Raw genomic sequence first — 13822 nt, forward strand, 5'->3', positions numbered from 1 at the left:
ATGGCGGAAACAGGGCAAATGGCAACGTCCCGTCAGCTAGCGCTGGCCCTGTTCGATGACGCGCAGGCTGAAGGTCTGGCCGTAGAGAACGCCCGCTCCGACATCGGTTTTTCGCGTAACAACGTCCTCATCCGAATCGTTGACTTAGGTGTGGCCGCGCGACGCCTGATCGATGCAGCCTACTTCATTGTCGCCTACGACGATCGACCGCGTGACCTCTACGACGTTGAGCTGGACTACTTCAAGTGGCTCATGCGTTACTCGAGCCGGAACAACACGCACCTGGAGCAGGTGATCACCGAAGCGCAAAAGGCACTGATTCAGGCGACCGCCGCCGTCGGGGAAGACGGTGAACGTCCCTTTGGGTCTACACAGTTGATTGGCCGCATCTCTTACCAGGGGGGACGTTTCCAGTTCCGCGTGCCGCCCGATCTGATCGGAATCATCCGAGGGCCGGGCAAGTCCCATTGGCTGAGCTTGCGCATCACGTCGTTGTTCACGCTCTCGTACGCGCGCGTGATGTACGACAACCTCCTGCCGATCGCTGACGATGGGATTACCGACTGGATCCCGCTCGACGAGTTGCGGGGATGGCAGGGTGAGATGGGCGCCAACGCTCAAGTGTTCAAGTATTTCAAGCGCGACTGGCTTGAACCAGCCGTGCAGCAGATCAACGAGGTCTCTGACCTTGCGATTACGTACGAGACACGCACCGTGCAGGGCTCGCGCAAGATTGGTAGTCTGCGGTTCCGAATCACCCGTAAGGATCTGGCTGAACGCGTGCTGCACACGCACGAGCATGCCCAGGCGATCTACCAAACCCTGAAGCAGGAGTTTGGTCTTTCCACCGCGCAGTTCAACCAGATCGCTGGCGACCGCGACACCTACACTGATGAACGCTTGGAACAGGCGATCGACCGCACTCGGTTCAGTCTGAAGATCGGGAAGGTAACGAAGAGCCCGGCCGGATTTTTCATGAAGGCGCTCAAAGAAGGGTGGGTCGTCTCCGACGCTGAGCGAGAGATGGTGCAAGTTCAGCAGACCCTCGTGCTACGCGAGAAGCAAGACGCCGAGGCCAAGGTACAGGTCCAAACGCGCATGGCGTTGCAGACCGCTGCTCAGGAAGTCAATGCCAAGGAACGGATGGGAGACGAGGTGCGCCAAGGGTGGGAGGCGTACGAAGCCGCATCGCCCGAGCAGCGCGACGATTGGCGTCGTCAATATAGGCGAACGCCTGCTGCGAAGCTGACGATGCGTCGGTTGAGTATTGACCCAATGGCAGATCTGACTGCCGTGATTTTCGAGATGCATCCGGCGCTGAAGGACGCCTTTGCTGGCTACGTGTTCACGCAAACGAAGTCCTTTAGAGCCAAGGCCCTTTAAGGATTGGAGCTGAGTTCTCCCTATGGGGACGCCCTTCATTTGTAGACATAGGGCGGTTCGGGTGCGAAGGTGTTTGTAAGAGGGGCTTACGAGTTCGACCGTTAGTTGCGTATTGCCCGATCTGAGTCAACAAAACTCCCGCGTTGTCGTCGCCAGAGATCTGAGCTGCTCGTTCAGGTCGGCGGTTTTGCTCACGATTAGATGGCCTATCTTTCGGGGTTCTCTCTTTTCGTGCTTCACCACTGACCTCAAGCACTGGCACGTCGCACGAACGACTCCGCCTCCCGGTACTGCCGACCGAGTTCGGCAGTCGCGTAGATCGACGTGGTATCGAGGGAGTCGTGGCCGGCAAAATTCCGCGCGCTCTCGAGGCTCATGCCATTGGCGAGCGCGTGCGACACGAACGTATGACGCAGCCAGTGCGGACTGGCTGCGCTGAAGGCGCGCGCATGGGGCGAGTCCTCGCGCAGCGCAGTGGCGGTCGCCATCCCGAAAAACTGCCTAACCGCCTTATAAAGTTGAATCGGATGGATCGGGCCGGTTTGCCGCGCGCGCGCCGCGAGCTCAGGCGCCGGATCGGTTTTGCTGGCCTTTGCCGCGCGCCGGATTTGGCCGATCTCGGCATTCGACAGCAGCGCCGGGATCAACGGCGTGGTGGCAGGGCAGGCGAGGGGATCGCGCGGCAGGCCGCGCGCTTCCAGATAGTCGCCCATCAAGTCGAGCACTGCCGGCACCAGTGGCACGAAGCGTTCCTTCGCGCGCTTGCCGACCACGCGCAGCAACCGGATCGTGCCCAGCTCCGGGCCGGCGTACCGCTCCTGCACATCGTCCGTGAAGGCCCCGCATAACTCGGCCCGCCGCAGCCCCGTGCTGTACGCGAAGCTCAGCACGAAGCGCATGCGCGTTGCCGCGGCCGTGTCCGGCATCGCGTCGAGCACGCGCATCGCGAAGCGCCAGGCGTCGGATGTCAAGCCGCGCTCGATCTGCAGGCGCGACTTCGCGGCCACGCGTCGTTCGTTGCCGGCGTCGTCGTGCGTCGACCCCGTGAACACGCGAACCTTCGCGAACGCGTTGTGATCCAGGTACTGCGCGTCGACCAGCTCACCGAAGAATTTCTTGAGCGCGGACAGCGCGTCCTGCCGGCTCTTGACCGATAACGGCCCGCGGAACGGCCTCCAGCCCAGATCACCGCGATGCGCGGTGCCGGTCATGACCCATTGGCTCGCAGGCTGAGGATCGGTCAGGAAGCCGTTGATGTAGTCGCGCGCATCGTCCGTGTCGAGGCTCGACAGCGCCTTGCGCTTCACGAAGATCGCCCAGAGCAGCAGCCGCTCGGCTTCGGTGCGATAGCGCTGGCGCGTATGCGGGTTCTCGTAGTCGGCGAGCCAGAATTCGATCGCCTCGCGGTCGTTGTTGGCGCGGCTGTTGTTCTTGACCAGACTGCGGTGGGTGCCGTGCGAGCCGTCCAGCTCGGGCGGCAGCAAGAAGCGCTCGAGCGGCACGATCGCGGTGACGGGGCCGGCCGCGGCAAGCCGTTGCCCGGGCAGGGTGGATTCTGACGGGTGGGTGTGCACGCCGGGGGCCAGTTGCAGGCCGGCGACGTCGCCGTAGTGGGCGAGCCATGCGGTGATGCGGCGCGCGCCGACTTCGCCCAGACGTGGCACGCGGCGGTACCAGCGGTAGCCAAGCGCGTTGATCGTCTCGACCAGCTTGCCGATCGTGGTAAGGCCGACGTCGGCCAGACGGAGCGCGACGGCGGTGTCGAACCAGCCGAGCACGTGGTGTTCGGGGCGCGGATCCTCGACCACCAGGCGCGCGAGCGCCTCGAGCGCCGCCATCTGGCGCGCGCGCAGGCGGGCGTTGCGCTGCTGCCGACGCAGGGCCGCGCCGGCGTCGGTGTCCGTGCCGGCATGCCGGGCGGCGAACAGGTCGAGCAGCTCTTTCTCGGTGTAAAAGCCCTCCGGATCGTGCTCGGCGGCGAAGTCCTCCAGCGACGGCGCGGCCTGCGCCGGGGCGTCGGCCGCCAGCGTCGCGGCGAGGGCGGCCGGCCGGATCGCGAGGAGGCGCGCGGTCGCAAAATCCTGCCGCTTGCGCGCGGCGGCGACGAACGCGGTCACCAGCCAGGTGCGCGTGGCCGCGGCCTTGCGCGCGTCGCGGCCGAATTCGAGGTACTGGTCGGCCAGCTCGGCGAGGTCCAATCCTTCCAGATAGCCACGGAAGAAGGCGAGGTGCTGCAGGCCGATCCGGCGCGCGGCGGCGGCATCGCGGCGTGCGGCGCGCGAGCGCGACTTGCGGCGCGCGGCCGGCGTGGTCGCGCGGCGCGGCGCCGCTGGCAGCTCGCGGAACTCGACATCGAGCACGTCTGGATCGTCGGTGGTCGTCATGGGCGGCTTCGAGGGAATACGGAAAGCGTGTTGTTTGATACGAGTCCTATGGCGCGGCCGCGTCAGCTCGGCCTCGACCGCGGCTGGGCGCGCCGTGCGACGAGCCGTCCCCAATCCCCGGTGACCGGCCGGTGAGCCTTGCCGGACAAGCGTGAGCGCCAGGTTCGCTCAGAAATGGGGCGAATCGGCCAATAAAGTGAAGGGTAACATAGTAAGGGCTATGTTACCCTTCATTTCGGGACGTCGGGCGAACGCCCGCAGCTCGAGGGGCTCACACGACTAAAGTTGAGTCTAGGCCCGGCTGCCGGTGGCGGGCAGGGGGAGGCAGGAGACGCGGCACGAACCGATGCCGTAGTCCGCGCAGGTCGGCCGGGCAGATTCGGCTGGAGAAACAGTCAGGTTGTGTGACACCGGAAGCCGGACCACGTAGTCAGCGCGAGTGATGACACCCGCACCGGCCCGCTGGTTGTGTGAGCGCTGGCCGGGCAGAAAACGTTCGCGATTGCTCTTGGCGAGCGTGGCTGCGACAGGTGTAAGCCGGAGTTCATTGGTGGGCTGCCCGCCGCAGGCAGTGGTGCGGCGGAGGCCAGCGATTTGCGTGTGTGCAGCGGGATGAGGTAGGGTGCAGCTTTGACTTTGTTGCCGAGGCTGTTCATGAACAAGCAGGAACTCATTGACGCGGTCGCAGCGGGCGCAGGCGTCAGCAAAACCGACGCGAGCAAAACCGTCCAGGCGGTCCTGGAAGCGATCGCGGACGCGGTGAGTCGCGGCGAATCGGTACAGCTGATAGGTTTCGGCGCGTTTTCGCAGGCGCAGCGCACTGCCCGCACGGGACGTAATCCGACGACGGGCGCGGAGATTGCCATCCCGGCCGCGAATACTGTGAAGTTCACCGCCGGCAAGGCGTTCAAGGACGCGGTGAACGCACTGTGACGCAGCGCGAGGTCGGGCAGGCCGCTTATGCGGGACTGCACCGTGAAATTGCTGATGTAGTCGCGTCGGCGCGCGAGGCGACGGCTCGCACGGTGAACGCCCTAATGACGGCGACATATTGGGAGATCGGGCGACGAATCATTGAGTTCGAGCAGGGCGGGGAGGAACGGGCCGCTTATGGCGAGGCGGTGATCCGCCGTTTGGGCGCTGATCTGTCAGAGCGATTCGGTCGCGGCTTCGGATGGCGCAATCTCGCACAGATGCGCGCCTTTTACTTGACGTGGCCTGCGGATCGGATTGTGCAGACACTGTCTGCACAATCCACGCCCGCCCGGATTGTCCCGACAGCGTCTGCAAAATCAACCAAGGCTGCGGTGAAGGCGTCGCCGGGCGTGGCGTTTGAGCTGAATGCTATCGCTCAGGCTTTTCCGTTGCCCTGGTCCGCCTACGTTCGCCTCCTCGCGGTCAAAGCGCAAGCTGCTCGCGACTTTTACGAGGCTGAAGCGTTGCGTGAGGGCTGGTCTGTGCGGCAGCTTGACCGTCAGATCAGCAGTCAGCTCTATGAGCGGCTGGTGCTGTCACGCAACAAGGCGTCCTTGCTCGGAAAGGCGGCTGTAGCGCAACCCGGCGATCTTCTATCGCCTGAGGAAGCGATCCGCGATCCGTTTGTCCTCGAATTTCTTGACATGAAGGACGAATATTCGGAGTCGGATCTCGAAGCGGCTTTGATCCAGCACTTGGCGGACTTTCTCCTCGAGCTCGGCGACGACTTTGCGTTCATAGGTCGGCAGCGGCGTTTACGGATCGATGACGCCTGGTTTCGAGTCGATCTCGTGTTTTTTCATCGGCGCTTGCGATGCCTGCTCATTATCGATTTGAAGGTCGGGCGCTTCAGCTATGCGGACGCGGGGCAGATGCATCTCTACCTCAACTACGCGCGTGAACATTGGATGAAGTCCGGCGAAACCCCCCCGATTGGGGTAACCTTGATCTCCGTGCAATTTTCCGGTTAGAGCGATCTGGACTGCATGCGGGGTTGCGCCCCGCCGCCTCTAAATATTTGTTTAAAATCAAATGGTTGCTGTCTGTTTTTCAAGCCAGCGGGCTACAGACATACCATCCAACCAACGAGTAACAAGAAATGAAGGCGCGGAAAAGGGCGTGTGGGTCGCCCGCAAGGTGATGCACCGTCATCGCAACGCTTGTCGGCTCGGTTGCCGACGCGAACGAGGCGAATTTCGTAGCAACAGTCGCCTGGCGCGTCAACGGCATCGTCTCGGTGACGAACAAGTTGCAATTCGACGATCAGCCTTTGTGAGGTGAACGCGGCCACTATCTTCTTGCAACGATATGTTCATGGCGGTCATCAATCGATGCTATGTGAGGATCCACGGCCGACCTCGAATGAGAGGGGGACTCGCCCCCGCCGCGACCAACCCCGCGTTGTAACGTGATGAAGCAATTTCCGCCTCCTGCCTACGGTGAAGTATTCGCAACAGTCTCATCATCAAATCGTGTGGGGTACCCCCCGTTCTAGCAATGTTCGGGCGATCTGCGCAAGGCGTCGCGGGGGAGTGAATACGGGTATGAACAAGGTAAGCGTAATTTCCTATCATAAGCATTGAAGTTATGAAAACACTCGTTCTTATGCCGAAATTGCAATAAAGCAGTTACTTGCGATCTCTGGCGCCAAACGCCTGATCGAACTGCCGGGCGCGCTGCACCTCGTCGCTGTGCAGGTAGGTCGACGTCGTCGAGATCGACGAGTGGCGCAGGTTGTCTCGCACCATGATCAGCTCGGCACCACGCGCGAGCGCGTGCGATGCGTGTGTGTGCCTCATCCAGTGCGGGCTCGCGCGCCGCAGCTTCTCGGCGGTCGCCGGTTGCCCGTCCTGAATCGCGTCGGCCGCCAGCACGAAGAACCGGCGCAGCACGCGCCAGAGCCGCCTGGGTTCGATGCCCGCGCCATCCCCGTCGAGACTCGCGACAAGTGGTGTCGCTGGGTTCCATCGCGCCGGCGTGACGGGCAGTCCGCGCTGCACGAGATACTGATCCAGCGCGGTTCGAGCGAGCGACGGCAACGCCACCTTGCCGAGCTTTCCACCCTTGCCGAGCACTTGCAGCCAGTGATCGCCGTGCTCGTCGCGGCGGATATCGCCGAGCGTCGCACTGACCAGCTCGCTCGCGCGCAGGCCGGTCGCGTAGCCAAAATCCAGCATAAACCGTAGGCGTTGGGCTGCCGGCGCGCTCCAGCCATATGACCATTCGAGGCCATCGGCAAGCGTGCGGATCAGCAGCCACTCGCCTTCGGTAAAGCCGCGGGACACGTCCAGTCCCGCTCGCTGCACGTGGCTCTTGATCTTGACACCGGCAAACGGATTCGCGAGCACATAGCGCTGCTCGACGAGCCATCGAAACAGCGCCGACAAGACATTCAGGGCATACGCTGCCGAGCGGGCGGACAGCGGACCGGTGAACGGCCGCCATTCGACGTTGTGCCGCGGCCGCGATGGGCCAACCCAGCGCTCGCGCGGTGTTGGCCGCCGCAGGAAACTCCGGTAGGCGATTGCATCGTCGGTGGTGAGCGACGACAGCGCGCAACTGCGCTCGACGATCGCCCACAGGATCAGGCGCTCGGCCTCTTTCCGGTAGGCGCGCTGCGTGGCGGCCGATTCGTGCAGCGACAGCCACGACTGAACCGCCTCATAGTCGTTCGAAGCCTTCAGCAGGCAGGCGCTTTCCGGGGCGCGGAACTGTCCGCGCGAACCATCGACCTTGTGCGGCACACGCAGTTGCTCCCACGGCACGATGCTGTCGGACGGCACCACGACGATCAATGCGCGCGCCCGTTCGGTCAGCGCCGGATGCGCGGCGAAGAACGACTCGATGCGGCGCGCGCCGGCGGCGCCGAGTCCGGCGATCGCCGACCACCAGCGACGGCGCCGCGGAATCCGTACGGTAAGGTCCGCGAGTGTCCGAATACCGTGCGCGTGCAGAGCTTCGGCTATGCGCGGCGTCAGCCACACCTCGACGGCATCGGTAATCAGCGGCGCCGGCGCGGGCAAATTGCGGAGCGTCTCGATCGCGCGGGCCACGCCGTCGGCCGACGCACGCATCGGGCGATCTACGAACGCGGCCACCAGGTCCGCGCGGTGGCGGGCTTGCGCGTACGCGATGAGCTGCCGGCGAATCCGGCCGAGGACGCCGCGCGACGACGCCCCGACTGCCCGGCGATCGCCCAGATAGCGGGCGACGGCTGCCCTCGCGTCCAGGCCGGCGTACCAACTGCGCAATGCCGCGAGTTCGGCTTCGTCGGGAAAGCCAAGTTCGGTCTCGTCGGTGGGGAGGGAGTCGCGCGTTTTCATGACTGCCAGTTTAGATCAAATTTGATGATGGGCTGATAATATGCGTTATCTGTCCAGCATTGACCATACTCTTGCTCGTCGCTTTCGTTCACTGCCGCTAACCGGCCGTAGCCGCTGGAATCGGGGTTATCTTCGGCGGGGTTGACGACAGCAGCGTCACTCGTTTTTCTTCGCGGCGAACGGAGTTTGGACGCCTCCAGAGGCACATCGAACCGGGAGCGAATCGCCCATAAATTCCGCAGGTACCCACGTCGCGCTCGGCCCTCAGCTTTCGACCGGCGGGCTAGATCCGCCGGACATACCGCTCCGAAACGACCGAGCGCTGCTGGATCCATGCGATGGCAAGCTCCAGCGCTTCATCGCGTGCCTCCTGGGCGTTGGCGAAGTCCCCATCGACCCCAAGCGTGCGTGTTTCTCCGGTCCGGTCGGTGACGATGGCCGCTGCTGCGTACCGGCCCTTTCCGGTGACGGTTACCACAGGCCGGACCTCGCAGCCGTGATACTTCATGACGTTGTCCGTTTGCATAAGACACCTCCTGCAGAGCGTTGCGCCCGAAGCAAGCCCAGCAATGCGGGATTTGCAGGTCGACCGGGCGCGCACGGCATTCCGCATCGCACCGCGGGCGCGTGCCCGGGCGCGGGTCACCGAGAATGCGCGAGGACGCTACCGCGAAGGCGGTTGCCGCCAGGAGGTTACCGGGACGTCTCCGGTAACCTCGCGCGCGCGCGTCACGTTGGGCAACGACAAGCTTGTCGTTGCGATCGCGCAGCCATTCAGCCTGCGCGTCCAGGCACCACGATATCCGTCGTTCGGCCGCCCGGCGCGGAAGGCCTCTCCGTGCTTTCCCCACCGCCGTTGCCAGCGGTTTTCCGGCTTCGGCGTGATGTGCTGCTCGGGTGGAGCGCGTCGAGGAACGTTTTACCAATCTCGGTCAGGTATGCGCGGCGTGCGCCTGCGGCGCTATGTTCCAGCATTACCAGTTGGCGTTCGAGCAGCACGTCGAGCTCGGCGCGATTCATGTGGATCTGGTCCGGCGCCTGACGAACCAGCATCAAGGTCGCAAATTCGTGTGGGCTGAGCATTTCCGCCTCCCGTAAGTCATGGTCCCGAAAACAGGGGCACGGTGCAGAAAAACGACACGTAGTGCAGGCTGTATAGGGGGCGCGGTGCCATGTAGTGCGACGCCGTCACGCAAAGAAGCGCGCCGGCGAACCGGTGTCGTCGCGACGCCCCCCGTTGATGGCACGTATCGCGTACTTCACCGTTTCCCGGTGCGCCTCGTCCGCGCTTGCCGAGTGCCGGGCGCAGCGCGGCTGGTGCCAGTCCGCGACGGTCCGCTCCGAGCGCCGGATGCGCATAATGGCCACGGACGTCCCCTCCCGCCTTTCCGGTTCTGGCGGCTTGCGTTCGCCGCTGATCGTCAGCCCCCCTTTGTCGATCGAGACATCGATCGCTGCCGGGTCGAGCCCCGGCGCGAACGTGGCGATCTCGACGCTGTCGTCGGTACTGCCAATGCTGACGGGAGAAAAGGTTTTGCTGCACGTGGCACGTGGGCTCGCGGGAAAGCCTGCAAAGGCGCTGACCATCTGCCGGTGCAGGCGGTCGAATTCGCCCAGCAGTTCGGTGCCAAAGAAAAGATCGCTCATGACTGGTTCCTTGAAACCGGGGCCTCTCACGAAGAACGAACCGGACCACGCGCTCCAGTTCGCTGCCTGGGGAGTCCCCATTGACAACAAATCGAAACACGCAGCGCTAATCGCGACTGCCTGAGCGATGCATAAAATAGCGCAAGCAACGGGAATTTCAAGTGGCCCTGCAACATGTCATCCGGGAGGCTTCGTGGACCTTTTTGACAGGCTTCAGGAACAAATCATGAGTGTGCGCATGCCGCTCTTTGCCGTCACGGTCACGGCGGCCGCACAGGTGAATACGCCGCTCTTTGCGATACTCCACTGGCACGGATTCCGGCGCGCGACGCCGCTCATCCTGCCCGGCGTTGAGATCCCACCACGACCGGTTCCGGGCTCGGCCGTCCAGATCGATGCGCCGTGGCACAGCTTCGAGACCGTGGATGCCATGCTGCTTGATGCCGCCTGGCAATCCGGCGCGTGGGATGTCGAGCGCGTCGAGCGGCGCGGCTGCAACGTGATCGGCGCCAGCGCTGCCGAGGCGCTCGCCTGCCGTCAGGCGTTCGGCGACTACGGAGAGAACGTCGCCCGCGACCTGCAGCTTCTCATTGACGAGACCGCTCGCGACGAGCTGATGCAGCTTGCTGCGCGCAGGGGCTATGTGCGCTGGCTGTTCCGGCCCGTCAAGGGTGGCCTGTGGCGCACGCTCGATGAACCGGACGACACCCTTGAGGCCGATGGCGGACGCCGCCCCCCCTGTCCCGTGCCGCCTGAACCCCGCCGTCCGGATGGGCACGGCCGCACGGTATATCGTCTCGGCAGGGTCCATCGCATCCTGCTGCCGCGCTGAAACAATTTGTTACAAAGACGCATTTTCACACCCTCTTGAAGCGCGCGATGGGCGCCTCTATTTCGCTTTCCGCCAGACATTGGCTCGGCTGCACCGCGGCGCTCCACGCGCCCCGGTACCCGCAGCCGGATTCCCTAATTGGTGATCCTTTAATCGCTCAGGAGATGGAAATGCAGATTCGTCCCCTCTACGACCGGGTTATCGTCAAGCGAATCGAGACGCAGCGGACGACGGCCTCGGGCATCGTGATTCCCGACTCGGCCGCGGAAAAGCCCGAGCAGGGTGAAGTCGTCGCGGTCGGCAGCGGCCGGCTGCTGCAGGATGGAACGCTGCGCGCGCTCCAGTTGAAAGTCGGTGACCAGGTTCTCTTCGGAAAATACGCAGGCCAGACCGTCAAGGTCGATGGCGAGGAGCTACTCGTCATGCGCGAGGAAGACGTCATGGGCGTCCTCGAGGCCGACATCGGCGCCTCCCGCAAGGCCGCCTGAAATCCTGAGCCGGTCGCGAACACCCGACAGGTTGTTCGCGACGCGTTGAGTCAACGACTACTATCCGGAGCAACAACATGAGTGCAAAAGACGTCCGATTCCATGACAGCGCCCGCGCCCGTATCGTCAAAGGCGTAAACGTCCTCGCCGATGCCGTGAAGGTCACGCTCGGGCCGAAAGGCCGCAACGTGCTAATCGAGCGCAGCTTCGGCGCACCCACCATCACGAAAGACGGCGTGTCGGTGGCGAAGGAAATCGAGCTGAAGGACCGCTTCGAAAACATGGGCGCGCAGATCGTCAAGCAGGTCGCATCGAAGACCGCCGATGTGGCCGGCGACGGTACCACCACGGCCACCGTGCTCGCGCAGGCGATCGTGCAGGAAGGCATGAAGCACGTCGCCGCCGGCATGAATCCGATGGACCTCAAGCGCGGCATCGACAAGGCCGTGGCCGCCGTACTCGACGAGCTGCGCAAGCTGTCAAAGCCGATTTCCACGAACAGAGAGATCGCGCAGGTGGGTTCGATCTCCGCGAACTCCGACGAGGCAATCGGCAAGATCATCGCTGACGCCATGGAGAAGGTCGGCAAGGAAGGTGTTATCACGGTCGAGGATGGCAAGTCGCTCGAGAACGAGCTGGATGTGGTTGAAGGGATGCAATTCGATCGCGGCTACGTCAGCCCCTACTTCATCAACGATCCGGAAAAGCAGGCAGCGTATCTGGACGACGCACTGATCCTGTTGCACGACAAGAAGATTTCGAACATCCGGGATCTGCTCCCCGTGCTTGAGGCGACCTCCAAGGCAGGCAAGCCCCTGCTGATCGTCGCGGAAGATATCGACGGCGAAGCACTGGCCACGCTCGTGGTCAACGCGATGCGAGGCATCCTGAAGGTCGCGGCCGTCAAGGCGCCCGGTTTCGGCGACCGGCGCAAGGCCATGCTCGAGGACATCGCCATCCTCACTGGCGCGACCGTCATTTCCGAAGAAACCGGCAAGCAACTGCAGAAGGCAGTACTCGAGGATCTCGGACGTGCCAAGCGCGTCGAAGTGCGCAAGGACGACACGATCATCATCGACGGCGCGGGCGACGAGACGCGCATTGAAGCGCGCGTGAAGTCCATCCGCGCGCAGATCGAGGAAGCGACGAGCGACTACGATCGCGAGAAGCTGCAGGAGCGCGTGGCGAAGCTCGCGGGCGGTGTAGCCGTCATCAAGGTCGGGGCAGCGACCGAAGTCGAGATGAGGGAGAAGAAGGACCGCGTGGACGACGCGCTGCACGCTACGCGTGCGGCGGTAGAGGAAGGCATCGTGCCGGGCGGTGGCGTGGCGCTTCTGCGCGCGCGCTCGACGGTGACGGGCCTGAAAGGCGCCAACAGTGATCAGAACGCGGGCGTCCATATCGTGCTGCGCGCGCTCGAAGCACCGCTACGCGTAATCGCCTCGAACGCAGGGGATGAGCCTTCGGTGGTCATCGCGAAAGTACTCGAAGGCAAGGACAACTTCGGCTACAACGCAGCCACCGGCGAGTATGGCGATCTTGTCGAGGCGGGTGTGGTCGATCCCACCAAGGTCACGCGTACGGTTCTGCAGAACGCCGCATCGATTGCCGGGCTGATCCTGACGACGGATGCATCGGTTGCCGAAGCGCCAAAGGACGAAAAGCCGGTGCAATCCACCACACCGGAACTCGAGTACTGACCTGGCAGCGGGTCGTGCACGCGCCGGCCAACAGTCGCGGCCGGCGCAACTCATTCGGCGCCGCACGCTGTCCTCGTCATGCGGTGCCGCTTTTTATCGGCAACCAACATGAAACTCGAACTTCGTATTGACGCAAAACCGCTTGACATTGAGCTCGACGACGTCGTGGCAGGACTGCTGACCGCCCGACTTAACCTGCCCGCAGGTGCAGATAACAAGGACGCCCTCGCGCGCTATCTCAGCGAAAAGGGCGAGCCCTGGAGTCTCGACGAGGAGCACATGCGCAGGCGCATACTTCGCCGGCTGATTCTGGATATCGCCGACCCGGCGTTGGTCATCCGCCATCTCATGGCTGACGAATAAACTTGCCCGACCAGCCAGGTCGGGGCCGTGGCGATATAGACCCGTGTCTCGACTGTCTTGCTGTCCCGCAGAATCAGACATCACCATGCCCAGCGATTCTCGTTCGTCTGTCCGCTCATCGATTCGGCTTCCCGTTGGCGTGCTCGGAATCGACTACCTCAAGTTTTTACAGCTCTCGGTTAATGACGATCTTCCCGGCGAGGAGTCACTCGGCAATGAAGCGCTGGAGGACGCCATGACTGCCATCCGCGTTGGTTCAATGCGCGCGGCACGGCCGGCAATGAGGGTTTTCTTTGATGGCTGCCGGTTCTGGCTCGCCAGTCACTTTCACCGCTATGAGGCGGCCCGTCGTCTCGGTGCCCGCCATCAGGAATTCTGGTGCGAGATTGAGCCAGGCCAAAAAGACGACGCCGTGCGATATGCGTCGAGCGTCTCCAGCTTCATGCGTTTCCGTAACGACCCTTCCGCCTCGGCTGGCTGACTGCCATCCATGGATTCGATGCGTTCGTCGCCCATCCTGACGAGGACGACCCTGCAACGCGCGATCCCAAGGGATTGCTGCTCCAATGCCCGCAACCAAACAAAGGTGACAAGCCGGGTTTGTCGGGTGGCATCGGATTCTCGGTTTCATGTAGGCCGTACTGGATTCGAACCAGTGACCAACGGACAAAAAAGTCGGCGGCTCTACCAACCGGGCTAACGGCCCGGTTCCTCTGATATCCGCCCT

The 13822-nt window shown here is 63.4% G+C and carries 13 protein-coding genes and 1 tRNA gene; 8 read left to right on the forward strand and 6 right to left on the reverse strand.

Annotation, left to right across the window (positions count from 1 at the left end):
• The gene (locus ACWMMN_RS37405; protein ID WP_354006974.1) at positions 1 to 1383 is read left to right on the forward strand and encodes a replication initiation protein; all 1383 of its coding nucleotides are present in this window, start codon (positions 1 to 3) and stop codon (positions 1381 to 1383) included.
• Between the two features lie 248 nt (positions 1384 to 1631).
• On the opposite strand, the gene ACWMMN_RS37410 is transcribed toward ACWMMN_RS37405, so the two are convergent.
• A complete protein-coding gene (locus ACWMMN_RS37410) occupies positions 1632 to 3767 on the reverse strand; it encodes a phage integrase family protein (RefSeq protein ID WP_486424519.1) in 2136 nt (711 codons plus the stop codon).
• A 654-nt stretch (positions 3768 to 4421) separates the two neighbouring features.
• Between ACWMMN_RS37410 and ACWMMN_RS37415 the strand changes: the two genes are divergently transcribed.
• Positions 4422 to 4700, forward strand: a complete 279-nt coding sequence (locus ACWMMN_RS37415) for an HU family DNA-binding protein (RefSeq protein ID WP_059677875.1) — start codon at positions 4422 to 4424, stop codon at positions 4698 to 4700.
• Positions 4697 to 5713, forward strand: coding sequence for a PDDEXK nuclease domain-containing protein (locus tag ACWMMN_RS37420; protein WP_486424520.1), 1017 nt, complete (start codon positions 4697 to 4699; stop codon positions 5711 to 5713). Before ACWMMN_RS37415 ends, ACWMMN_RS37420 begins: the two co-directional genes overlap by 4 nt.
• Before the next feature lie 657 nt (positions 5714 to 6370).
• Here the strand turns inward: ACWMMN_RS37420 and ACWMMN_RS37425 are convergent.
• The 4 genes from ACWMMN_RS37425 to ACWMMN_RS37440 form a co-directional block, all read right to left on the reverse strand.
• Complete coding sequence (locus ACWMMN_RS37425; RefSeq protein WP_486424521.1) at positions 6371 to 8065, reverse strand: phage integrase family protein; 1695 nt, start codon at positions 8063 to 8065, stop codon at positions 6371 to 6373.
• Positions 8066 to 8348: 283 nt separating this feature from the next.
• Entirely contained in the window at positions 8349 to 8591 is a 243-nt protein-coding gene (locus tag ACWMMN_RS37430; protein WP_176042737.1) for a hypothetical protein, read from the reverse strand.
• 248 nt (positions 8592 to 8839) lie between these two features.
• The gene (locus ACWMMN_RS37435; RefSeq protein ID WP_338641516.1) at positions 8840 to 9148 is read right to left on the reverse strand and encodes a hypothetical protein; all 309 of its coding nucleotides are present in this window, start codon (positions 9146 to 9148) and stop codon (positions 8840 to 8842) included.
• A 105-nt stretch (positions 9149 to 9253) separates the two neighbouring features.
• On the reverse strand, positions 9254 to 9712 hold the full coding sequence (locus tag ACWMMN_RS37440) for an Hsp20/alpha crystallin family protein (RefSeq protein WP_486424522.1): 459 nt from the start codon (positions 9710 to 9712) through the stop codon (positions 9254 to 9256).
• A gap of 193 nt (positions 9713 to 9905) precedes the next feature.
• On the opposite strand from ACWMMN_RS37440, the gene ACWMMN_RS37445 reads away from it, so the two are divergent.
• The 5 genes from ACWMMN_RS37445 (at position 9906) to ACWMMN_RS37465 (ending at position 13576) form a co-directional block, all read left to right on the forward strand.
• Positions 9906 to 10544 (forward strand): diguanylate cyclase, encoded by a 639-nt coding sequence (locus ACWMMN_RS37445; RefSeq protein WP_176042738.1) that lies wholly within the window; start codon positions 9906 to 9908, stop codon positions 10542 to 10544.
• Between the two features lie 170 nt (positions 10545 to 10714).
• Positions 10715 to 11032, forward strand: a complete 318-nt coding sequence (locus ACWMMN_RS37450) for a co-chaperone GroES (protein ID WP_176042739.1) — start codon at positions 10715 to 10717, stop codon at positions 11030 to 11032.
• A gap of 77 nt (positions 11033 to 11109) precedes the next feature.
• Positions 11110 to 12732: a chaperonin GroEL gene (gene groL, locus ACWMMN_RS37455; protein ID WP_486424523.1), complete on the forward strand. Its 1623-nt coding sequence runs from the start codon at positions 11110 to 11112 to the stop codon at positions 12730 to 12732.
• A gap of 108 nt (positions 12733 to 12840) precedes the next feature.
• The gene (locus ACWMMN_RS37460; protein ID WP_059557567.1) at positions 12841 to 13095 is read left to right on the forward strand and encodes a hypothetical protein; all 255 of its coding nucleotides are present in this window, start codon (positions 12841 to 12843) and stop codon (positions 13093 to 13095) included.
• Positions 13096 to 13180: 85 nt separating this feature from the next.
• Complete coding sequence (locus ACWMMN_RS37465; RefSeq protein WP_176042741.1) at positions 13181 to 13576, forward strand: hypothetical protein; 396 nt, start codon at positions 13181 to 13183, stop codon at positions 13574 to 13576.
• Between the two features lie 151 nt (positions 13577 to 13727).
• Here ACWMMN_RS37465 and ACWMMN_RS37470 read toward each other — a convergent pair.
• Positions 13728 to 13801, reverse strand: a tRNA-OTHER gene (locus ACWMMN_RS37470).
• Positions 13802 to 13822 lie beyond the last annotated feature (21 nt).

This window comes from Burkholderia cepacia complex sp. TUM26381 (assembly GCF_057439935.1).